16 protein-coding genes, 1 tRNA gene and 1 pseudogene are annotated in these 19,977 nt (G+C 71.4%); 8 read left to right on the plus strand and 10 right to left on the minus strand.

The window, feature by feature from the left end:
• Positions 1-8: 8 nt before the first annotated feature.
• Complete coding sequence (locus V4Y04_RS14615) at positions 9-1,454, plus strand: diaminopimelate decarboxylase (protein ID WP_332428277.1); 1,446 nt, start codon at positions 9-11, stop codon at positions 1,452-1,454.
• Positions 1,455-1,770: 316 nt separating this feature from the next.
• On the opposite strand, the gene V4Y04_RS14620 is transcribed toward V4Y04_RS14615, so the two are convergent.
• The 3 genes and pseudogenes from V4Y04_RS14620 to V4Y04_RS14630 form a co-directional block, all read right to left on the minus strand.
• Positions 1,771-2,361, minus strand: coding sequence for a hypothetical protein (locus V4Y04_RS14620; protein WP_332428278.1), 591 nt, complete (start codon positions 2,359-2,361; stop codon positions 1,771-1,773).
• Positions 2,362-2,459: 98 nt separating this feature from the next.
• Positions 2,460-3,712, minus strand: a pseudogene (locus V4Y04_RS14625) (RNA-guided endonuclease InsQ/TnpB family protein).
• Positions 3,713-4,022: 310 nt separating this feature from the next.
• Positions 4,023-4,868: a MurR/RpiR family transcriptional regulator gene (locus V4Y04_RS14630; RefSeq protein ID WP_332428279.1), complete on the minus strand. Its 846-nt coding sequence runs from the start codon at positions 4,866-4,868 to the stop codon at positions 4,023-4,025.
• A 239-nt stretch (positions 4,869-5,107) separates the two neighbouring features.
• Between V4Y04_RS14630 and V4Y04_RS14635 the strand changes: the two genes are divergently transcribed.
• Positions 5,108-5,542: a hypothetical protein gene (locus V4Y04_RS14635; protein ID WP_332428280.1), complete on the plus strand. Its 435-nt coding sequence runs from the start codon at positions 5,108-5,110 to the stop codon at positions 5,540-5,542.
• A 503-nt stretch (positions 5,543-6,045) separates the two neighbouring features.
• Here the strand turns inward: V4Y04_RS14635 and V4Y04_RS14640 are convergent.
• A complete protein-coding gene (locus tag V4Y04_RS14640; RefSeq protein WP_332428281.1) occupies positions 6,046-7,434 on the minus strand; it encodes a cystathionine beta-synthase in 1,389 nt (462 codons plus the stop codon).
• Between the two features lie 258 nt (positions 7,435-7,692).
• Between V4Y04_RS14640 and V4Y04_RS14645 the strand changes: the two genes are divergently transcribed.
• The 3 genes from V4Y04_RS14645 to V4Y04_RS14655 all read left to right on the plus strand — a co-directional run bounded on the left by V4Y04_RS14645 (position 7,693) and on the right by V4Y04_RS14655 (position 11,260).
• Positions 7,693-8,739: an SGNH/GDSL hydrolase family protein gene (locus V4Y04_RS14645; protein WP_332428282.1), complete on the plus strand. Its 1,047-nt coding sequence runs from the start codon at positions 7,693-7,695 to the stop codon at positions 8,737-8,739.
• 160 nt (positions 8,740-8,899) lie between these two features.
• On the plus strand, positions 8,900-10,120 hold the full coding sequence (locus V4Y04_RS14650) for an acetyl-CoA C-acetyltransferase (protein ID WP_332428284.1): 1,221 nt from the start codon (positions 8,900-8,902) through the stop codon (positions 10,118-10,120).
• 330 nt (positions 10,121-10,450) lie between these two features.
• Positions 10,451-11,260 carry a hypothetical protein gene (locus V4Y04_RS14655; protein ID WP_332428285.1) on the plus strand — a complete coding sequence of 270 codons (810 nt, stop codon included), beginning with the start codon at positions 10,451-10,453 and terminating at the stop codon, positions 11,258-11,260.
• A 116-nt stretch (positions 11,261-11,376) separates the two neighbouring features.
• Here V4Y04_RS14655 and V4Y04_RS14660 read toward each other — a convergent pair whose 3' ends face one another.
• Positions 11,377-11,688 carry a hypothetical protein gene (locus V4Y04_RS14660; RefSeq protein ID WP_332428286.1) on the minus strand — a complete coding sequence of 104 codons (312 nt, stop codon included), beginning with the start codon at positions 11,686-11,688 and terminating at the stop codon, positions 11,377-11,379.
• A gap of 99 nt (positions 11,689-11,787) precedes the next feature.
• Between V4Y04_RS14660 and V4Y04_RS14665 the strand changes: the two genes are divergently transcribed.
• Positions 11,788-12,021 carry a DUF4287 domain-containing protein gene (locus V4Y04_RS14665; protein WP_332428288.1) on the plus strand — a complete coding sequence of 78 codons (234 nt, stop codon included), beginning with the start codon at positions 11,788-11,790 and terminating at the stop codon, positions 12,019-12,021.
• Between the two features lie 157 nt (positions 12,022-12,178).
• Here V4Y04_RS14665 and V4Y04_RS14670 read toward each other — a convergent pair whose 3' ends face one another.
• From V4Y04_RS14670 to V4Y04_RS14685, 4 genes are all read right to left on the minus strand, one after another.
• Positions 12,179-13,087, minus strand: coding sequence for a Bax inhibitor-1/YccA family protein (locus tag V4Y04_RS14670; RefSeq protein WP_332428289.1), 909 nt, complete (start codon positions 13,085-13,087; stop codon positions 12,179-12,181).
• Positions 13,088-13,278: 191 nt separating this feature from the next.
• A complete protein-coding gene (locus tag V4Y04_RS14675) occupies positions 13,279-13,578 on the minus strand; it encodes a hypothetical protein (RefSeq protein WP_332428291.1) in 300 nt (99 codons plus the stop codon).
• A complete protein-coding gene (gene cutA, locus V4Y04_RS14680; protein ID WP_332428292.1) occupies positions 13,575-13,949 on the minus strand; it encodes a divalent-cation tolerance protein CutA in 375 nt (124 codons plus the stop codon). Before cutA ends, V4Y04_RS14675 begins: the two co-directional genes overlap by 4 nt.
• 251 nt (positions 13,950-14,200) lie before the next feature.
• Positions 14,201-14,285: transfer RNA gene (locus V4Y04_RS14685), tRNA-Leu, on the minus strand.
• 526 nt (positions 14,286-14,811) lie between these two features.
• Here V4Y04_RS14685 and V4Y04_RS14690 point away from each other — a divergent pair.
• Positions 14,812-15,582: an ABC transporter ATP-binding protein gene (locus tag V4Y04_RS14690; protein ID WP_332428294.1), complete on the plus strand. Its 771-nt coding sequence runs from the start codon at positions 14,812-14,814 to the stop codon at positions 15,580-15,582.
• Positions 15,583-15,716: 134 nt separating this feature from the next.
• Positions 15,717-18,245, plus strand: a complete 2,529-nt coding sequence (locus V4Y04_RS14695; RefSeq protein WP_332428295.1) for an ABC transporter permease — start codon at positions 15,717-15,719, stop codon at positions 18,243-18,245.
• A 178-nt stretch (positions 18,246-18,423) separates the two neighbouring features.
• Here V4Y04_RS14695 and V4Y04_RS14700 read toward each other — a convergent pair whose 3' ends face one another.
• Complete coding sequence (locus tag V4Y04_RS14700; protein ID WP_332428296.1) at positions 18,424-19,722, minus strand: cyclopropane-fatty-acyl-phospholipid synthase family protein; 1,299 nt, start codon at positions 19,720-19,722, stop codon at positions 18,424-18,426.
• Positions 19,723-19,977 lie beyond the last annotated feature (255 nt).

Here is a 19,977-nt window from a genome sequence, read left to right on the forward strand (position 1 = left end):
GGCATGGCATGGGAACTGAAACGGGAGACGACGGCGGGGCGCGGGAGACGGGTCACGGCGAGGACGACGGGCGGACAGCGGGAACGAGGCGGGCGGCCCGGCGGGACGCGGCGGTGCGGGCCGCCGTGGCACAGGGACTGCTCGGCCCCGGTCATCCCCTGGTGGCGCTGCTCGACGTCACGGGCATCCGGGAGTCGGCGGCCGAGCTGCGGGAGGCCTTCGCGGCGGTGACACCGTCCGGCACCCCCGTGCTGCACGCCTTCGCGGTGAAGGCGACCCCGCTGGTACCGGTGCTGCGGCTGCTGCACACGGAGGGCATCGGGGCCGAGGTCGCCAGCCGCGGCGAGCTGGCACTGGCACGGGCGGCGGGGGTGCCACCGAAGCACATCGTGCTGGACTCACCCGCCAAGACACCGGCCGAGCTGCGGGAGGCACTGGCGCTGGGCATCGCCGTCAACGCGGACAATCCGCAGGAGCTGGCACGTATCGACGCCCTGATGGCCGGCTCCCTGGCGCGGTCGGCCGGTCTCCCCTCCCCCCTCGGCATCCGGGTGAACCCGCAGGTCGGCGGGGGCACCATCGAGGCGCTGTCCACCGCCACGGCGACCTCGAAGTTCGGTGTGGCGCTGCGCGACGAGGGGGCGCGGGAATGGGTCGTACGGGCGTACCTCGACCGGCCGTGGCTGACCCGGCTGCACACGCACACCGGCTCCCAGGGCATCGCCCTGCCCCTGATGGCGAAGGGCGTGGCTCAGACGTACGCGCTGGCCGAGGAGATCAACCGGCGCGCGGGGCGGCAGCAGGTCGACACCGTCGACATCGGCGGCGGGCTGCCGGTCGACTTCACCTCCGACACGGCCGACCCGACGTACACGCGGTACGCGCGGCTGCTGAAGGAGACGGTACCCGGACTGTTCGACGGGCGGTACGGGCTGGTCACCGAGTTCGGGCGGTCACTGCTGGCGAAGCACGGCACGGTCGTCGCCCGGGTGGAGTACGCCAAGAGCGCCGGCGGACGGGCGGTCGCGGTGACGCACGCGGGCGTGCAGGTGGCGACGCGCACGGTGTACACGCCGGCCGCGTGGCCGCTCAGGATCGCCGCGTACGACGCCGCGGGGCGGCCCAAGGGAGGGCCGGCGGTGATGCAGGACGTGGCGGGGCCGGCCTGTTTCGCGGGCGACCTGCTCGCCCGCGAGATTCCGCTGCCGCTGCTGGAGCAGGACGACCACGTGGCGGCGCTGGACACCGGCGCGTACGCCTTCGCCCACCACTACGGGTACAACTCGCTCCCCCGCCCGGCCGTCCACGGCTTCATCGCACACCGCTCGAACGGCGCGGGCGACGGGGGCGACGGGGGCGACGGTGTCACCTTCGCGCTGGTGCGCCCGGCTCAGACCGCCGAGGAGATCGTGGCCGAATCGGGCGGCGCCCAAGCCGACGCCCTGATCCCGTGACCGACCGACCTTGATCGACCCCGCCCGCTCTCCGACCGACTCCGCTCGCCCCATGACCGATCCCGCTCGGCCCGACGCGGGCCGAGCAGACCGGGTCGGAGCGGACCGAACCGGACTGGACCGGAGTGAGGTGGGACAGGGCGAGGCGTGGCGGACCGGAGCAGGGCGGACCGGAGTGAGGTGGGGCAGGGCGAGGCGTGGCGGACCGGAGCGGGTCGGACCGGGCCTGACCCGTATCAGCCACGGTCTCACCAGGCCCGGTCAGGCCCTGCCAAGCCCGGCCCGGTCAGATCAGACCCGGCCCGGTCAGACCCGGTCAGGTCAGGGCCGAGGCCCGGCGGCGGGCGCCGCCCGGGGTCGCGTCGCCTGCCGCGATGCCGGTGGTCCGGTAGCCCTTGACCGCCTTGCCGGCCGGGCTGCTCGCACCGCCGCTCAACCAGTCGACGCGGACCCACAGCAGGGCCTCGCCGGCCTCCTCCAGGCGACCGATCCAGGACGCCTTCAGCCACAGGCCCACACCGCACCCGGCGAGCAGCAGACCACCCGCCGCGGGGACCGCGAACGCGCTGCCCAGGGCGGCGAGGAAGCCGAGCAGCAGCCACCAGCGGTGCCGACGGCGCCAGTTGCGCATGCTGACCGCCCGGTCCTGGAGCACGTCGTGCTTGCCCGCCCGCACCGCCGGCCGGGCCAGCTCGCGGTACCGCCCACGCCGTACGTACGCCACCACGGCGAGGGCCATGAGGAACAGCGCGGCACCGGCCGACACACCGATCCTGCGGCCGGTCAGTCCCGGCACCAGCACGCCGATGCCCGCCGCGAACACCCCCAGCCACCACAGCGGCGCGGCCCCGGCCCGTACGACCACGGCCACCCGAGCCAGCCCCTGTCCTCCGCGTCCTGCGCGCATCACGTCCAGCCTCCCGTCCCACTTCAGTGGAGCGTCCGTAGGGTCCGGGACGCAGATTATTGAATCCTCCCCTTCCTGAAGGGAAGGGGATTCCTGGCTCAGGCAGCCTCCCGGAGCAGCGCTCCGGGAGGTCTTGTGCCCTCGGCACCAGCCGGGTGGAGACCAGCCCGGACGAGCATGACGCGTGCGGAGTTCTTGTCCCGTGGGGCCACGGTTCCGCAGGCGGTGCAGGTATAGACGCGCTCACCCAGCGGCTGGGGGTCCCCCCACGCCTTGAAGGCAGTGGGGGAGCGTGCTTGGCTCTCGCATCGCAGTGCGCGCAGTCCATCGTGGTGTGCGCGGGGTGGACGAGACGGATGTCCCGTCCGTGCTTGCGGCCCATCTCGATCAGGGCGGTCTTGGTGGCGCCGATGGCGGCGTCGGCTGCCTTGCGGGCCATGGTGGTCTGGGCCAAAAACTTCGGGCGGAAGTCCTCGACCGCGATGACGTCGTGGTCGCGGACGACCCTTTTGGCCCACTTGCGCCCGGTGTCCGCACGCTGCCTCGCGACCTTCCTGTGGGCCTTCGCGCGCAGTTTTCGCGCCTCGCGATAGCCCTTCGATGCGGGCTCGCCCTTCTTCGGCCTGCGGCGGGCCATCATCCGGTCGTAGCGGGCCAGCCTGGTCCGGGCCTTCCTGCCGTGCTCGGCATGCGGCAGGTCGTGCGCGTCGGACGTGGTGGTCGCGGTCTCCTGCACGCCCCAGTCGATGCCCAGGACACGGCCGGTCTCCGGCAGGGGCTGGAGCTGGGCGGGGACGACGAACGAGCAGTACCAGTGCCCGAGGCCGTCCCGGTACAGGCGTACCGAGGACGGCTCGGCCGGCAGTTCCCGCGACCAGACCACCGTCAGGACGACGCCGCCCGCCAGGTGCAGCCGGCCGTCCTTCAACCGGAACCCGCGTTTGGTGTAGTTGAGGGTCGCCAGTGCCTCGCGTCTGGTCTTCCACTTCGGCATCCCGGCCCGGCGCGCCATGGGCAGGCGCTCCCTGATGTCCTTGTGCGCCTTGGCGCGGGAGCGGCCGAAGTCGCGGATGACCTGCTGCTGGGGAACCGACGAGCCCTCACGCAGCCACGGCGTACGGGCGCGGGCCTCGGTCAGCATCCTGTCGAGCCGGGCCGGGCCGCACGTGGCTTTCCGGCCGGTGGACTTGTTGTGCAGGTGCACGGCCCTGGACTTGGCGACGCATTCGTTCCACACCCAGCGGCACCGGTCCCACTCCGCCGCCAGGACGGTGCGGGCAGCGCACGACACGCGCAACCGGTAGGTGTACCGGGCATGCCCGGCCCCCGCATCCGCCCTCACCTGCACCATCTCGCCCCCTCACGGCCCCGCCCGGGGACACTCCGTCATCCCGAACCCTGCGAAGACCGTACGTACGACAGCCGCACAGACACACCCCGACCCCGCAGCCACCACCCCCACCAGCGACCACGGGCACACACGTTCGTATCACCTCGGCGACAGCGACACGGGGGCGCCGCGCCCGGACCGGATGCGGCGACGCTCCGCTTCGCGACACCGGATGCGATTCCTCCCCGCAAAAAAAGGTGACTCGAGGTGAGAGAAATCTGAGATACCACGCAAGGAACGGCACCCCGCCCCGCCGCCCCGGGTCCTGGCGTCATTCCACGAACAGGCCGCGCGTCGCCGCCTTCGTGTCGAACTCCTCCAGACGGGCCTGGGCGCCGGGCAGGCCGTCGCACATCGCCTCCAGCAGCACCCGGCCCAGCAGCATCGGCGCGCACGCCGTGTCGAAGGCGAGCCCGGTGCCGACGGCGGCGGGCAGCAGCAGGTCGGAGACCTTGGCGACCGGCGCAAAGGCGGAGTCGGCGACGGTGACCACGGTCAGTCCCGTCTCCTTGGCATGGGTGAGGGCGTCGACGACCTCCCGGGGATGCCGGGGCAGCGCGAAGCAGAGCAGCGCTGTGGCGCCGGCCGCGGCAGCGGCGTCGACGCGGTCGTGGAGCATGGTGCCGCCCTCGTTGAGCAGCCGTACGTCGGGGTGGACCTTGGCGGCGAAGTAGGCGAAGCCGTGGGCCTGTGCCGCCGCCGCGCGCAGCCCGAGCACGGGCAACGGCCGGCTGCCCGCGAGGATCCGCCCAGCCCGCCGCACGGGCTCCGGATCGGCGAGCACCTCGGCCAGGTGCCGCAGATTCTCGATCTCGGCCTCGACGGCCTGCTGGTACTCGTTGTACGACCCGGCGTCCGGCGCCGGCGGTCCGGAGGGTACGACCTCGCGCAGATGCCGTCGCATGGCCGGATAGCCGTCGAAGCCGAGGGCGACCGCGAACCGGGTCACGGAGGGCTGGCTGACCCCGGCCAGGTCGGCCAGTTCCACACTGGAGAGGAACGGCACGTCGGCCGCGCGCCGCACCATGCTGTGCGCGATGCGCCGCTGCGTCGGCGTCAGCCGGTGCCCCTCGAACAGCGCCTGCAGGCGCGCGGCAGGCCCCTCGGTGACACTCATGACGCGGCTCCCCCTCGACCTGATCACACGGCACTGATCACACAACCCTGATCACACGACCCTGATCGCATGGCGCCGGCCGCACGGCTGTCCACCCGGCCCATTCACCGACCGCGCTTCCTGCATGCCGTTATACAGGCGAACACCGGGCGCGCACGACCGGGACCGGGCAGGCCCCCGGCCGACAAGGGGGGCTATCCCCAGTGCAATGGGCGGCCGGGCTGCCTACCGTGGTCCGCATGACCGGAATGGATGCGCGGGACGCCGATCTGAAGAAGGAACTCAACGCCACCCTGCAGACCCGCAGGGAACTGGGCGACGAGTACGAGTCCGCGCTGGTCGACTCGTTCCTGGAGAAGGTCGACCAGCGCATCGACGGCGCGGTGGAGCGCCGGGTACGCCGACAGCTCGCCGAGCAGCAGATGACGGTGGCCCGGGACTCCCGGTCACCGAAGGCCACGGACACCTGGGGCGAGCGCTTCGGCTTCGGGATCGTCTCCCTGGTCCTGGCGATACCGCTGTCCGCCATCGGTGGTGGCGTGGCCCATCTGCCCGGCCTGCTGGTCGCCTGGCTGGGCATCGTCGGTGTGAACGCCGTCCAGGCGGCCCGCATCAACCCGGGCCTGTTCGGCCGCCACAGGCAGCAGCGGCAGGACGACGCCTGGGAGGACTGAGCACGAGGACTGAGTACGGAGGGCTGAACGCGGGAGGCCGGACCCGGAGGTCCGGACGCGGGAGGCCCGGCCGGGATCAACGCGGGGACCACCGCACCCCCGTTGCCGGGGGGCGGGACGACGGTGGTCCCCGCGTAGCGACGCGGGCCGGTCGGACCGGGCTGCGCGCCTGGCGTCCATGGAGGTCCGGGAGCCGCTCCGGAGGTCCTGTGACGCCGTTCCCTGTCGGCCGGGAAGGGGAGAGCCTCCCTCAGTGCTGAACACCTGGGAGGTACTCCCACCTGCCCCGCCGACAACGACCAATCTGCCGGACCGGTGTTAAGCGAGTGCTGCGCGCACGTGACACCCGCGTACCACTTCCGCGAAGTCCATGAAGATCACGTCACGGCCCGGCCCGGCTCCCGGCGCTCACGGCCTGCCCACCCGCCGTCGGCGGGCGTCAGCCGTCCGTCACGTCCCTCCCGCCACCCGCCCGCCACTTCCCACCGGTCAGTTCCCGCCGGTCAGTTCCCGCCCTTGGCGAGGAAGGAGAGCAGGTCCTGGCGGCTGACGACACCGGTCGGCTTGCCCTCGACCAGGACGATCGCCGCGTCGGCCTTGCCCAGCACGGCCATCAGGTCCGCGACCGGCTCACCGGAGCCGACCTGCGGCAGCGGAGCGGACATGTGCTTCTCCAGCGGGTCACCGAGCGAGGCCCTCTTGCTGAACAGCGCGTCCAGCAGTTCCCTTTCCACCACGGAGCCGACGACCTCGGCGGCCATCACGTCCGGGTGGCCGGCGCCCGGCTTGACGACCGGCATCTGCGACACGCCGTACTCGCGCAGCACCTCGATGGCCTCTCCGACCGTCTCGTCGGGGTGCATGTGCACGAGGGACGGGATGTGGCCGTGCTCCTTGTGGTCGAGGACGGCGCTGACGCGCGCGCTGGGGCCGGCGTCCTCGAGGAAGCCGTAGTCGGCCATCCACTCGTCGTTGAAGATCTTGCTGAGGTAGCCGCGTCCGCTGTCCGGGAGCAGCACCACCACGACGTCGTCCTCGCTGAGCCGCTCGGCCACCCGCAGCGCCGCGACCACGGCCATGCCGCAGGATCCTCCGACGAGCAGGCCCTCCTCCTTGGCGAGGCGCCGGGTCATCTGGAAGGAGTCCTTGTCGGACACGGGGACGATCTCGTCCGCGACGGTCCGGTCGTAGGCGGTCGGCCAGAAGTCCTCGCCGACGCCCTCCACCAGGTAGGGCCGTCCGGAGCCGCCGGAGTAGACGGAGCCCTCGGGGTCGGCGCCGATGACCTGGACGCGGCCGTCGCTGGCGTCCTTGAGGTAGCGCCCGGTCCCGGAGATGGTGCCGCCGGTGCCGACCCCGGCCACGAAGTGGGTGATCTTCCCCTCGGTCTGCTCCCACAGTTCCGGGCCGGTGGACTCGTAGTGGCTGAGCGGGTTGTTGGGGTTGGAGTACTGGTCCGGCTTCCAGGCCCCCGGCGTCTCACGGACCAGCCGGTCGGAGACGTTGTAGTACGAGTCGGGGTGCTCGGGGTCCACCGCGGTCGGGCAGACGACCACTTCGGCCCCGTACGCCCGCAGCACGCTGATCTTGTCCATGGAGACCTTGTCGGGGCACACGAAGATGCACTTGTACCCCTTCTGCTGGGCCACGATGGCCAGGCCGACGCCGGTGTTGCCGCTGGTCGGCTCGACGATGGTGCCGCCCGGCTGCAGCTCTCCGCTCTTCTCCGCCGCCTCGATCATGCGCAGGGCGATGCGGTCCTTCACCGAGCCGCCGGGGTTGAAGTACTCCACCTTGGCCAGGACGGTCGCCCCGATACCGTGGGTGACGTTGTTGAGCCTCACGAGCGGGGTGTTGCCGACGAGACTGATCATCGAGTCGTGGAATTGCACCGTTGTCTCCGGATGCTGCAAAAGATGTGGTTGACGTAGTGATGCCAGCGTAGAGCCTGCTCCGGGTACTGGGCCTGAGCCCGGCCCCCGGCGCCGTTCCTCCCGGATCGTTCACTCACCGCGAAGATTGGATCACGGTCCGTACGGGGCAAGCACTTGGTGTACGGCTGTGAGGCCTTACGGACGGCTGTGAGGTCGTACTGCTGTGCGGCCGCGAGGCGGTACCGCTGTACGGCTCGGAGGAGGTGGCGGCGAGGCATGACGAGGATGTCGAGGGCGAGGGTGGCCCGGCGGATCGCGGCCGGCGCCGCGTACGGCGGGGGCGGCATCGGCCTGGCCGGTGCGGCCGGCGTCGGGCTGCTGCTGGCCGAGGCCCGGCTGGCGCGACGCCGCGTGGGCAACGGCAGGAGCCCGCACGTACCGACCGCGGACGGCCTGTACGGCGCCGCCTACACGGTGCCCGGGCAGCCGGCGCTGCGGCTGACGATGCTGGGCGACTCCACGGCCGTCGGCCAGGGCGTGCACCGGGCCGGCCAGACCCCGGGCGCGCTGCTGGCCTCGGGGGTCGCGGCGGTCGCGGAGCGGCCGGTGGGGCTGAGCACGGTGGCGGTGCCCGGGGCCCGCTCCGACGATCTGGACCGGCAGGTGACGCGGGCCCTCGCGGATCCGTCCCGGGTGCCCGACATCTGCGTGATCATGATCGGCGCGAACGACGTCACGCACCGCGTGTCGCCCGCGCTCTCCGTCCGCCACCTGTCCGCGGCGGTGCGCCGGCTGCGTACGGCGGGGGCGGAGGTCGTCGTGGGCACCTGCCCCGACCTGGGCACGCTCGAACCGGTTCAGCAGCCCTTGCGCTGGCTGGCCCGGCGGGCTTCTCGGCAACTGGCGGCGGCCCAGACGATCGGCGCGGTCGAGCAGGGCGGGCGCACGGTGTCGCTGGGCGACCTGCTCGGCCCCGAGTTCGCCGCACATCCCCGTGAGCTCTTCGGCCCCGACAGCTACCACCCCTCCGTCGAGGGGTACGCCACGGCGGCCATGGCCGTCCTGCCGACGGTCTGCGCCGCCCTCGGTCTGTGGCCGGCCCAGGACGAGCGTCCCGACGCGGCGCGCCGCGAGGGCTTCCTCCCCGTCGCCCGAGCCGCGGCCGAGGCCGCCTCGGAGGCGGGCACCGAGGTCACCGCGGCCATGCCCACGGGCCCGAGGGGCCCCTGGGCCCTGCTCAAGCGCCGGAAGCGCCGCCGGGTGCGGGAGCCGGAGCCGCAGGCCGCGGAGTCCGGGGAGTCCCAGGCCCAAGCAAGCGCTTAGTAAGATGCGGCCAGTGTCACATCGCGCGCCCCGTGACCCCGCCACTACGTCCGGGTAACTTCCCAAGCAGCCCTGCCCGACCAACCGGTACGCCCTCCCGTCGCCCGACCACCACCCCGCGACGGGGCGCTGCGCGCCGCCCCTTCCCTCAGGAGCCGTAATGCCCGAAGCCGTGATCGTCTCCGCCGCCCGTTCCCCCATCGGCCGCGCCTTCAAGGGTTCCCTGAAGGATGTGCGCCCGGACGACCTGACCGCCTCGATCATCCAGGCCGCCCTCGCCAAGGTCCCCGAGCTGGACCCCAGGGACATCGACGACCTGATGCTCGGCTGCGGCCTCCCCGGCGGCGAGCAGGGCAACAACCTCGGCCGCGTCGTCGCCGTACAGATGGGGATGGACCACCTCCCCGGCTGCACCGTCACGCGCTACTGCTCCTCCTCCCTGCAGACCTCCCGCATGGCGCTGCACGCCATCAAGGCCGGCGAGGGCGACGTCTTCATCTCGGCCGGCGTCGAGACGGTCTCCCGGTTCACGAAGGGCAACTCCGACAGCCTGCCCGACACCCGCAACCCGTTCTTCGCCGAGGCCGAGGCCCGTACCGCCGCCGTCGCGGAGCAGGAGGGCACCACCTGGCACGACCCGCGCGAGGACGGCCTCGTCCCGGACGCCTACATCGCGATGGGCCAGACCGCCGAGAACCTCGCACGCGCCAAGGGCATCACCCGCCAGGACATGGACGAGTTCGGCGTCCGCTCGCAGAACCTGGCCGAGGAAGCCGTCAAGAACGGCTTCTGGGAGCGCGAGATCACCCCGGTGACGCTGCCCGACGGCACGGTCGTCACCAAGGACGACGGCCCGCGCGCCGGCGTCACCCTGGAGGGCGTCTCCGGCCTCAAGCCCGTCTTCCGCCCCGACGGCCTGGTCACCGCCGCCAACTGCTGCCCGCTCAACGACGGCGCCGCCGCACTCGTCGTCATGAGCGACACCAAGGCCCGCGAGCTGGGCCTGACCCCGCTCGCCCGGATCGTCTCCACCGGCGTGTCCGGCCTCTCTCCGGAGATCATGGGCCTCGGTCCGGTCGAGGCCTCCCGGCAGGCGCTGCGCCGCGCCGGCCTCACCATCGACGACATCGACCTGGCCGAGATCAACGAGGCGTTCGCCGCGCAGGTCATCCCCTCCTACCGCGAGCTCGGCATCCCGCTGGAGAAGCTGAACGTCAACGGCGGCGCCATCGCCGTCGGCCACCCCTTCGGCATGACCGGCGCCCGCATCACCGCCACGCTCATCAACTCCCTCCAGTTCCACGACAAGCAGTTCGGTCTGGAGACGATGTGCGTCGGCGGCGGCCAGGGCATGGCCATGGTCATCGAGCGCCTCAGCTGACTCCCTCGGCCGGACGCCGTCGCGATGCCGGGAAGCAGCCGGGAAGCAGCCGGGACGTAACCGGCAAGTAGCCGGAGCGGCACGGTCGGTGAAGCTGTGGCCCGGAACCCTTGCACCGCCGGGGTTCCGGGCCGTTCCGTGATCCAATCTCCCCCAGGATGTGACCTATCTCCCTCGCTTCGGAGATTCGCGCAGGTCAGGGCCCCACCTCCCCCCGGAATGGAAACCACACTCTGTCCGTTTCGTGACGTTACGCACTGACAGATGGTTAGTCCACCCTTCAAGCTGATGTAGGAAGTCGGGGGTCGACTTTGAACCGGGAGTACGTCAGTGAGCGCCATGCCGATCGCCCTGTTGGTCACCACGGCCGCAACCGGCGCCGTGGGCGTCGCCGTTCTGCGCAGCATTCTGGTGCTGCGCCGACAGGTCGCGGCCCTGCACGCCGAGCTGGTCAAGGACCGTGCCGCCGCCACGCGCGCGCTCCTGCCCGCCGCCCGCTCCGCCCACACGGACGAGATACGCGCGGCCGTGGCCGAGGCTCTCGCGGAGGAACGGGAACGGGAACTCGCCGAGGCGCGGGCGTTCTGGGCCGCCCAGGAGGCCCGTGACATCTCCGACGCGCCGTCCCTGCTGGGTCTGGCCGACAGCGAGCTGTTCATGCCGCGGCAGACCGATTTCGTGGGTCTGGAACCGATGGCCGACCCGGTGGCCGACACCGACGAGTACGCCTCCAAGGACTTCGTCCAGGGCGGTACGCCCACGGAGTCCCCGGAGCTGGCCGCGGCCCGCCGCCGGCACCCCTCTCACCCGGACTTCGTCCCGAACCCGTCACCGGTCGCGAACGACCACGAGCGCACCGTCTCCACGTTGGAGGAGCTGGCCTCCTCCGAGGTGGAGCTGACCGACGTCCGCCCCGGCCCGCTGGGCACCCTGGACGTCTACGTCTTCGCCGACGGCACGACGCTGTGCATGACTCCGGGGCACCGGGAGACCGCGGAGCGGCTGGCCGCGGCCCTGCGGGAGGGCCGGGCCCCGTTCCTGCTGGGTGGTTCCGGCGTCTCGGGCGCGTACACGCTGACCTTCGCCTGCGGCGAGGAGAACGTCTACATCCTGGCGGACCGCGTCATCGCGTCCCTCTGAGCCTTCCGCCCGAATCCTTCAGCCCGAAGCTTTCCCGCGGCCCTTCCGGGCGGTCCTTCCGCGCAGCCCTTCCAGGCGGTCCTTCCGGGCGGCCCTTCCGCGCGCCGGGCGTGTTCCTACACTCCGGCGCGTTTCTGCGCCTCCTCCACGAGCTGTAGCGCTTCTGCGACCTCTTCCTCGTTCTCCAGTACGAGTGCCAGGTCACGGCCGGCGACGGTGATCTGGTCGGCGGCGGCGAACATGCCCGCGTCGGGCATCTCGCGGGGCTCGGTGCCCGGCTCCTCCAGACGCTGGGTCCACACCGCCAGTTCCCTGGCCAGGGCGAGTGCCTCGGCGGCGGCTCCCCGTTGCAGCCTGCTCTGCGGCGCGGCCCGCAGGCGGTCGGCGAAATGATCCACGGCACGGGTGAGGGGCGTCGTATCAACCACGCGGTGAGCGTACGCGGCACGACGGGGCTGTTGCCAACGGACGAACGGTCGGGCACGGTGACCTGAAGGACCGGCTCACCCCCCTGCGCTGGAGGCCCGATGTCCCAATTCCTCTCCGAGGAGACCCATCGCAACATGCTCGCCCGCATCCCGCACTGCACCGGTCGTGAGGTCTCCGACTGGCTGCGCGCCGTCGAGGAGGAAGGCCCCTCCCTCTTCCGCTTCGAGGAGAGGGTCAGCCGGCTCCGCCACGAGTACGACCTGGCGTACGGCCACGCCAAGGCGATCATCCACGAGTACGACCTGAGAAGGGCCGCGCGCAACCCGCGCTGAGCCCGCGCCCCGCCCACGACGGCGGCCCACCACCCACTCCCGTCCACCACACCACCCGCCCTGCCCGCAGCACGGCGAAGGGCCCCGGGTGAACCCGGGGCCCTTGCGTGTGTCCGCGTGGATCGGACGCGTCGATCACCGACGCGCCGACCGGTCGCTAATCGCTGCTGCTGAAGATCGCGATGAGCCTCAGGAACTCCAGGTAGAGCCAGACCAGCGTCAGCGTGAGGCCGAAGGCGGCGAGCCAGGCCTCCTCGCGCGGGGCACCGTAGGCGAGGCCGTCCTCGACCTGCTTGAAGTCCAGGGCGAGGAAGCAGGCACCGAGGATGATGCCGATGACACCGAAGAGGATGCCGAGCGGACCGCTGCGGAAGCCGAGACCGTCACCGCCGCCGAGCACCGCGAACAGCATGTTCACGGCCATCAGCATGATGAAGCCGAGCGCGGCCGCCATCACGAAGCCGTAGAAACGGCGGTTGACGCGGATCCAGCCCGCCTTGTACGCCACCAGCACACCGACGAAGACCGCCATGGTGCCGAGCACGGCCTGCATGGCCGCACCATCGGCGATGCGGTTGTCGACGACACTGGAGATGACGCCGAGGAACACACCCTCGAACGCGGCGTACGTCAGGATCAGCGCGGGCGCGGCCTTGCGCTTGAAGGACTGCACGAGCCCCAGGACCATGGCGATCAGCGCGGCGCCGATGCCGATGCCGATGGACTGGGGAAGGTTGGTGTCGTCCACGGGCAGCAGGGCCCAGGCGAGCGCGGCGAAGACGATGAGTACGCCGAGCGTGGTGCCCGTGCGCATGACGACGTCGTCGATGGTCATCCGGCCGGCAGCGGCGGGCGCCTGCGGCGGCGCGCCGTGCTGCACGTCCTGCTGGCCGTACGGCTTCTGCGCGTAGGGGTTCTGCGCGTACGGGTTGCCGGTGGGCTGCGCGTACGGGTTGCCCTGCGTGGCGACAGCGGGACCCCCGGCCTGCGGCGCGGTGCTGAAGCCCGCGTAGCCGTTGTCGCGGCTGAACCCCCGTCGCGAGAAGACCGGGTTTCTGCTCCTCATTTCACTCCTCCATGGCCACACAACGCGGCCTTGGGCTCAAGAGTAATAGGTAGGCAAAGGAATGACCCCCCTGCCTGAGAAGGATCTTTCCCTCGTCGTGCTGCACAACACGCTACGCGGCCATGCGATTCCCCTCACCGCGGGGGACCGGACCATGACCTACCTGGGACCTGTCCGGAACCGGCCGGAGATCACCCCCAGCCGCCCTCGCTCCCGACGGCGTCCTCGCCGGCGCCTCGCCCGGCGCCTTCCTCGCCGCCCTCCTCGACGATCACATGCCGGCCGGAGACGTCGAGGACCGGTCCCGGTACCGGAATCCGCACGGGCGCCGCGCCGCTCCGGCCCTTTCCGTGGTCGCCCAGCACCAGCGCGGATCCCCAGCCCCACAGTCCGCCGTCGGTGTCGATGGCCAGGCCGGTGAAATCGAAGGACGCGATACGGCGAATCGGGGGAAGTCCGCGCACCCGGACCGGCTTCACCGGCTCCCTCACGAGAACGTCCCGGCCGTCCGGGAAGGGCTGGAGCACATCTGCGCCTGAGCCTCGTCGGGGCGAACGTTGCCTTTGATCCACTCCAGGCAGCGGGCCGCCCCAGTGATCGGCGTGGCGATCACCTCCGGGTTGTCCCACGGGTGCGCGTCGAGGAGATACCGCTCCAACCCCGGATACCGCTCGCGCGTCGTCGTGAGGAGAAGCCGCCACTCCTCACCCTCGCCGAACTCCCCGAGGTGCCAGAACACCGACGTGACGGGGCCGATGATCTGCGCCCCCGCGGCGAGCCGTGCCTTGACCGCCCCCTGGGCCAGGCCGACGGCGTTCTCACGGGCGGGCGTAGCGGTCGAGACCCGCACGTAGTCAGTCATGGCCGGGAGGCCAACAACCCCCGCCTCCGCGGGCGGTACCCGCAGGGCTGACCCGCAGGCAGGACGTCCACAGGCGCACGTGCCTCACGGCAGAACCCCCCTTGGCCGCCTGCTCGGTGAAGCGATACGGGCACAAGGGGTTCCCGCCGTCCGGCCGCCTCACCCGGCACGGGCCGACGCCACCGGGCGTGAACGCCTTCTCGTCCTGGGGGCGGAGGCAACCGCCGGAACAGGGGGTGCGCCAAAGAGGGTGCCCGGAGCCGGACTCGAACCGGCACGCCCCCAGCAGGGGCAGCGAGGTTTAAGCTCGCCGTGTCTGCATTCCACCATCCGGGCAGGCCATGGGCTCCGCGTCGGGCCCCCCGAGCCTATCGGGACCGCTCACCCGAACTGCGCGGCGGTGGGCCGATGTTGTCTGATTTTATTGGCGCCTGAGGGTGTATCAGGCCAGGGGAATCGCCATCAGCACATGCCAACAGCCCTCCGTGCGGGGACCCGCAGCGCATGCGGAATGACGGGATTTCACCGTCCGAACAAGGGCGCCCCACCCGTTCTTGCGATTTCGGATGTTCAGTGGGCTCCGCTCGGCCCGAAGGCGTCCCCCGGCTCGGCCCCGGATCCTCCCTCCCGGCCCGAGGGCGCCCCCTCCCTCCCGGCCCGAGGGAACCCCCTCGCTCCGGGCCCGAGGACACCCCTCCCTCCGGGTCCGCCGTCATCCGCAGGTATGACGGCGGACCCCGGGGTCCACCCCGAGTCGCCCTCCGGAACCGGAGCTGGGGGTGACTACACGGCCGCCGCCGGGCGGAACGATGGAGATCGTCCCGTTGCCATGAAACGCCGTACCGTCAGGAGCACCCATCCCGTGACCACCGCCCCCATCGCCGACCGGACCACCACCGTGGCCGCACGTGCCACGGAGCTGTCGAAGATCTACGGCCAGGGCGAGACCCAGGTGGTCGCCCTGGACCAGGTCTCCGTGGACTTCCGGCAGGCCGAGCTCACCGCGATCATGGGCCCCTCCGGCTCCGGCAAGTCCACGCTGATGCATTGCGTGGCCGGCCTCGACACCTTCTCGGCCGGTTCCGTGCGTATCGGTGACACCGAGCTGGGCTCCCTCAAGGACAAGCAGCTCACCAGGCTGCGCCGGGACAAGATCGGCTTCATCTTCCAGGCGTTCAACCTGCTGCCGACCCTGACCGCCCTGGAGAACATCACCCTCCCGATGGACATCGCGGGGCGCAAGCCGGACAAGCAGTGGCTCGACACCGTGATCCAGATGGTCGGACTGTCCGACCGGTTGAGCCACCGGCCGTCCCAGCTGTCCGGCGGCCAGCAGCAGCGGGTCGCCGTCGCGCGGGCGCTGGCCTCCAGGCCCGAGATCATCTTCGGTGACGAGCCCACCGGCAACCTCGACTCCCGTTCCGGCGCCGAGGTGCTCGGCTTCCTGCGCAACTCCGTACGCGATCTGGGGCAGACGGTGGTCATGGTGACCCACGACCCGGTCGCCGCGGCCTACGCGGACCGGGTGGTGTTCCTCGCGGACGGCAGGATCGTGGACGAACTGCACGGGCCGACGGCCGACTCGGTGCTCGACCGCATGAAGCAGTTCGACGCCAAGGGCCGCACCAGCTGAGCCGTCGCCTGCCGCGCTGCCACCGGCCGAGTTGCCGTCAGCACAAAACCGTCCCTCGACTCTTCTGGTGACGCGACCTCACTCCTGCTGACGCCCCACCCCCCGCCCGTACGACTGGACTCGAGAAAGCACCCATGTTCCGTACCGCCTTGCGCAATGTGTTCGCGCACAAGGCCCGGCTCCTGATGACCGTGCTCGCCGTGATGCTCGGCGTGGCCTTCGTGTCGGGGACCCTGGTCTTCACCAACACCATCTCCGGCGCCCTGCAGAAGAGCTCCGCCAAGGGCTTCGACCACGTCGACGTCGCCGTCACCGCCCAGTGGAAGGAGTCCGAGGGAGACCAGGTCGGCGAGCCCCACGAACTGACCTCGGCCATGGTCGAGGACAGCGCCCGGGCTCCCGGCGCCGCACAGGCCATCGGCGTCGTCATCGGGTTCACCGCCATGGCCGACGCGGACGGGAAGCTGATCGGCGAAGGCTTCGGGTCGCAAGGCGGCAACTACTGGGGCACCGACGACCCCCGCTACCCGCTGACCGAAGGGCACGCGCCGAAGGGCCCGGACGAGATCCTCATCGACTCCAGGACCGCGGAACGCGCCGGATACAAGGTCGGCGACACCGTACGGATGTCGGTCGACGGCCCCGTCCTCGAGCCGGTCGTCACCGGCATCTTCACCACCGACGACGGCAACGTCGCGGCCGGCGGCAGCCTCGCGCTGTTCGACACGGTGACCGCGCAGAAGCTGTTCGGCAAGGAGGGCACGTTCGACGAGATCGCCGTCAAGGCGAAGGACGGCGTCTCCGAGGCCGCGCTGAAGGCGGAGCTGGACAAGGCCCTGCCCGCCGGCGCCGTGGAGACCACCACCGGCACGCAGCTCGCCGACGACCAGGCGAGCATGATCGCCTCCTCGATGAGCGGGCTGAAGCAGGGCCTGCTGGTGTTCGCCGGCATCGCGCTGTTCGTCGGTACGTTCATCATCGCCAACACCTTCACCATGCTGGTCGCCCAGCGCACCCGGGAGCTGGCGCTGATGCGCGCGGTCGGCGCCTCCCGCCGGCAGGTCACCCGGTCGGTGCTGATCGAGGCGTTCGTGGTGGGCGCGGTCGCCGCCGTGGTCGGGCTGCTCACCGGTATCGCCATCGGGGCCGGGCTGCGTGCCCTGATGGGGACGTTCGAGGCGACCGTCCCCGCCGGCCCGCTGGTGGTCACGCCGGGCACCGTCGCCGCCGCGTTCGCGGTCGGCATCCTGATCACCATGCTCGCCGCGTGGCTGCCCGGCCGCCGGGCCGCGAAGATCCCGCCGGTGGCGGCGATGAACTCCGTGCATGCCAAGGCGACCACCAAGTCGCTCGTCCTGCGCAACACGCTGGGCGCGCTCTTCTCGGGCGCCGGTATCGCGGTGGTCCTCGTGGCCACGACGATGAGCGGCACGGACGGCCAGGCCCCCATGGGCATCGGTGCGGTCCTGCTGATCATCGGCGTGTTCATCCTGACCCCGCTGCTGTCCCGCCCGCTGATCGCCGTCGCGGCGCCGGTGCTGCGCGTCTTCGGGATGTCCGGGAAGCTGGCCCGGCAGAACGCGGTGCGCAACCCGCGCCGTACCGCCGCGACCGCGTCCGCGCTGATGATCGGGCTCACCCTGATCACCGGTATGACGGTGGTGGCGGGCAGCCTGCAGAACGCCATCGACAAGATGGCCACCTCCGCGATCAAGGCCGACTACGTGGTGTCGATGGCGAACGGCAACTGGCTGTCGCCGGACGTCGCGCGGACCCTGAAGCAGTCCGACGACGTCACCGCCAGCAGCCCGCTGCGCAACGCGCCCGCCCGCATCGACGGGCAGACGGAGTTCCTGACCGGCGTCGACGGCTCCTCGATCGGCGAGCTGACCGACTTCCCGGTCCGCGACGGCGCCTTCGAGGTGTCCGGCACACGGATCGTCGTCGACCACGAGACGGCCGAGGACTACGGCTGGAAGGCCGGTTCGGACTTCACCCTCACCTACGAGGACGGCAAGAAGCAGGAACTGACGGTCGCCGGGGTCTATGAGGGCAACGAGATGTTCCGCGGCATCATGCTCGACACCGCGACCCTCGCCCCGCACCAGTCGGACCCGATCGACATGCAGGTCATGGTGAAGACCTCCGGCGGTGCCTCCGACGCGGCGAAGGACGGGCTGGTGGAGGCCCTCGGCACCAACCCCGCCATCAAGGTGCAGGACAAGAAGGACATCTCCAACGAACTGGCGTCCATATTCACCCTGGTGCTGAACATGCTCTACGGGCTGCTGGCGATGGCCGTGCTCGTCGCCGTCCTCGGAGTCGTCAACACCCTGGCCATGTCGGTGTTCGAGCGGTCCCAGGAGATCGGCATGCTCCGCGCGATCGGCCTGGACCGCAAGGGCATCAAGCGGATGGTCCGCCTGGAGTCCCTGGTGATCTCCCTGTTCGGCGGGGTGCTCGGCATCGGCCTGGGCGTGTTCTTCGGCTGGGCGGCCGGGCAGCTGGTGGGCTCGAGGATGGCGACGTACGAACTGATCCTGCCCTGGGGCCGGATGGCGGTCTTCCTGCTGCTGGCCGGCGTCGTGGGTGTGCTCGCGGCTCTGTGGCCGGCCCGGCGGGCGGCACGGCTGAACATGCTCGAGGCGATCAAGGCGGAATAGCCGGTCGCAGCGGGTCGCAGCCGGCCGTGGTCAGGCGACGGCCGGACGACGGCCAGGGGTGGAGCAGTACGGGAGTGGGGCGCGGGCCCTGTTCCGACGACCGGGTCCGGCCGTCGGAACAGGGCCCGTCGTCGTGCCCGTCCTCATGCCCGTCGCCCTTCGGGGGCAGGGGCGACCGTCAGTTCCAGGTGCGGGCGCGCAGGGGCAGGCCGGAGGTGCCGGATTCGGGGGTCTTCACGGCCAGGACCTGGTTGACGCCGATGCGGTTGCGTTCGAAGGCGAGCGCGGAGGCGGCCATGTACAGGCGCCAGACGCGGGCCCGGCCCGGCCCGGCGAGCGTGGCGGCCCGGTCCCAGTCGGCCTCCAGGTTCGCCACCCAGCGGCGCAGGGTGAGGGCGTAGTGCTCGCGGATCGACTCGACGTCGCGCGTCTCGAAGCCGGCCCGCTCCAGCAGGGACACGGTGGTGCCCACGGGAGCGAGTTCGCCGTCGGGGAAGACGTAGGCGTCGATGAACGGGTTCAGTCCGTACTCCGCCTCGTCCCGATGCGGGCGGCGTGCGATCTGGTGGTTCAGCAGCCGCCCGCCGGGCCCCAGGAGACGGTGCAGGGCGATGGCGTACTCCAGATAGCGCGGAGAGCCGACGTGTTCGGCCATGCCGATCGAGGAGATCGCGTCGTAGGGGCCGTCCGTGACGTCACGGTAGTCCTGTACCCGGATCTCGACACGGTCGGTGAGCCCCTCGTCGGCGACGCGCTTACGGGCGTACGCGGCCTGCTCCTGGGAGAGCGTGACGCCGACGACGCTCACGCCGTACTCACGGGCGGCGTGGATCGCCATGGAGCCCCAGCCGCAGCCGACGTCGAGCAGCCGCTGACCGGACGTCAGCGCGAGCTTGCGGCAGACGAGTTCGAGCTTGTCGTGCTGGGCCTGCTCGAGGGTGGCCCGCGCGGACGGGGCGGGCCAGTAGGCGCAGGAGTACACCATGGACGGGCCGAGGACGATCTCGTAGAAGTCGTTGCCGACGTCGTAGTGGTGGCTGATGGCCCTCTTGTCGCTGCGCTTGGTGTGGAGGCCGCGGTGGGGCCTGCGGATCTCCTCCTGGGGCGGACCGGGCGGCAGCGGCGGGCCGGCCAGCGCGACGAGGCCGCGGACGGCCGCACGGACACCGGGGTCACGCAGGGACCGGGCGAGGGTGGGGGCGTCCTCGCCGCGCTGCCAGACGGGACCGGAGAGGAATTCGAGGACGGTGTACAGGTCGCCCTCGACCCCCAGGTCGCCGGACACCCAGGCGCGGGCGAGGCCGAGTTCGCCCGGTTTCCACAGCAGGTGGCGCACGGCACGGCGGTTGCGTACGACAAGGGCCGGGGCGTCCGGCGGACCGGCCTGCGAGCCGTCCCAGGCGCGGACGCGCAGCGGGAGCGGTGCGCCCAGCAACTGCTCGACAAGGCCCTTCAGCCGCGAAGCGGCGTCTCTCATGGTGTACACCTCCGATAGGGGCGTCCCCCGCTCGAGCGACGTCGAGAGCGTGGGAAGGCCAAATCCCGGAATGTCGTCACCACGTAAACACCTGCGGGGCACGCGGCAGTCCCGGCGCGCGTCATGACGGGGCAAAACGCCGAAAAGGCCACCCGCACCACGGATGGCGGGCGGCCCTTTCGGGAGCCGAGGACGGCCTGGCCGATGGCCTGGAGCCCGCCGTTCGGAGCAGGCGGGTCAGGCGGACCGGAGAGT

This window comes from Streptomyces sp. P9-A2 (genome assembly GCF_036634175.1).
Lineage (GTDB): Bacteria > Actinomycetota > Actinomycetes > Streptomycetales > Streptomycetaceae > Streptomyces > Streptomyces pratens.

Excerpts from the sequence above, each read along its gene's own strand:
- V4Y04_RS14615 (WP_332428277.1), top strand. The coding sequence starts at position 9 with ATGGGAACTGAAACGGGAGACGACGGCGGGGCGCGGGAGACGGGTCAC.
- V4Y04_RS14620 (WP_332428278.1), bottom strand. The coding sequence starts at position 2,361 with ATGCGCGCAGGACGCGGAGGACAGGGGCTGGCTCGGGTGGCCGTGGTC.
- V4Y04_RS14630 (WP_332428279.1), bottom strand. The coding sequence starts at position 4,868 with ATGAGTGTCACCGAGGGGCCTGCCGCGCGCCTGCAGGCGCTGTTCGAG.
- V4Y04_RS14635 (WP_332428280.1), top strand. The coding sequence starts at position 5,108 with ATGACCGGAATGGATGCGCGGGACGCCGATCTGAAGAAGGAACTCAAC.
- V4Y04_RS14645 (WP_332428282.1), top strand. The coding sequence starts at position 7,693 with ATGACGAGGATGTCGAGGGCGAGGGTGGCCCGGCGGATCGCGGCCGGC.
- V4Y04_RS14650 (WP_332428284.1), top strand. The coding sequence starts at position 8,900 with ATGCCCGAAGCCGTGATCGTCTCCGCCGCCCGTTCCCCCATCGGCCGC.
- V4Y04_RS14665 (WP_332428288.1), top strand. The coding sequence starts at position 11,788 with ATGTCCCAATTCCTCTCCGAGGAGACCCATCGCAACATGCTCGCCCGC.
- V4Y04_RS14670 (WP_332428289.1), bottom strand. The coding sequence starts at position 13,087 with ATGAGGAGCAGAAACCCGGTCTTCTCGCGACGGGGGTTCAGCCGCGAC.
- cutA (WP_332428292.1), bottom strand. The coding sequence starts at position 13,949 with ATGACTGACTACGTGCGGGTCTCGACCGCTACGCCCGCCCGTGAGAAC.
- V4Y04_RS14695 (WP_332428295.1), top strand. The coding sequence starts at position 15,717 with ATGTTCCGTACCGCCTTGCGCAATGTGTTCGCGCACAAGGCCCGGCTC.
- V4Y04_RS14700 (WP_332428296.1), bottom strand. The coding sequence starts at position 19,722 with ATGAGAGACGCCGCTTCGCGGCTGAAGGGCCTTGTCGAGCAGTTGCTG.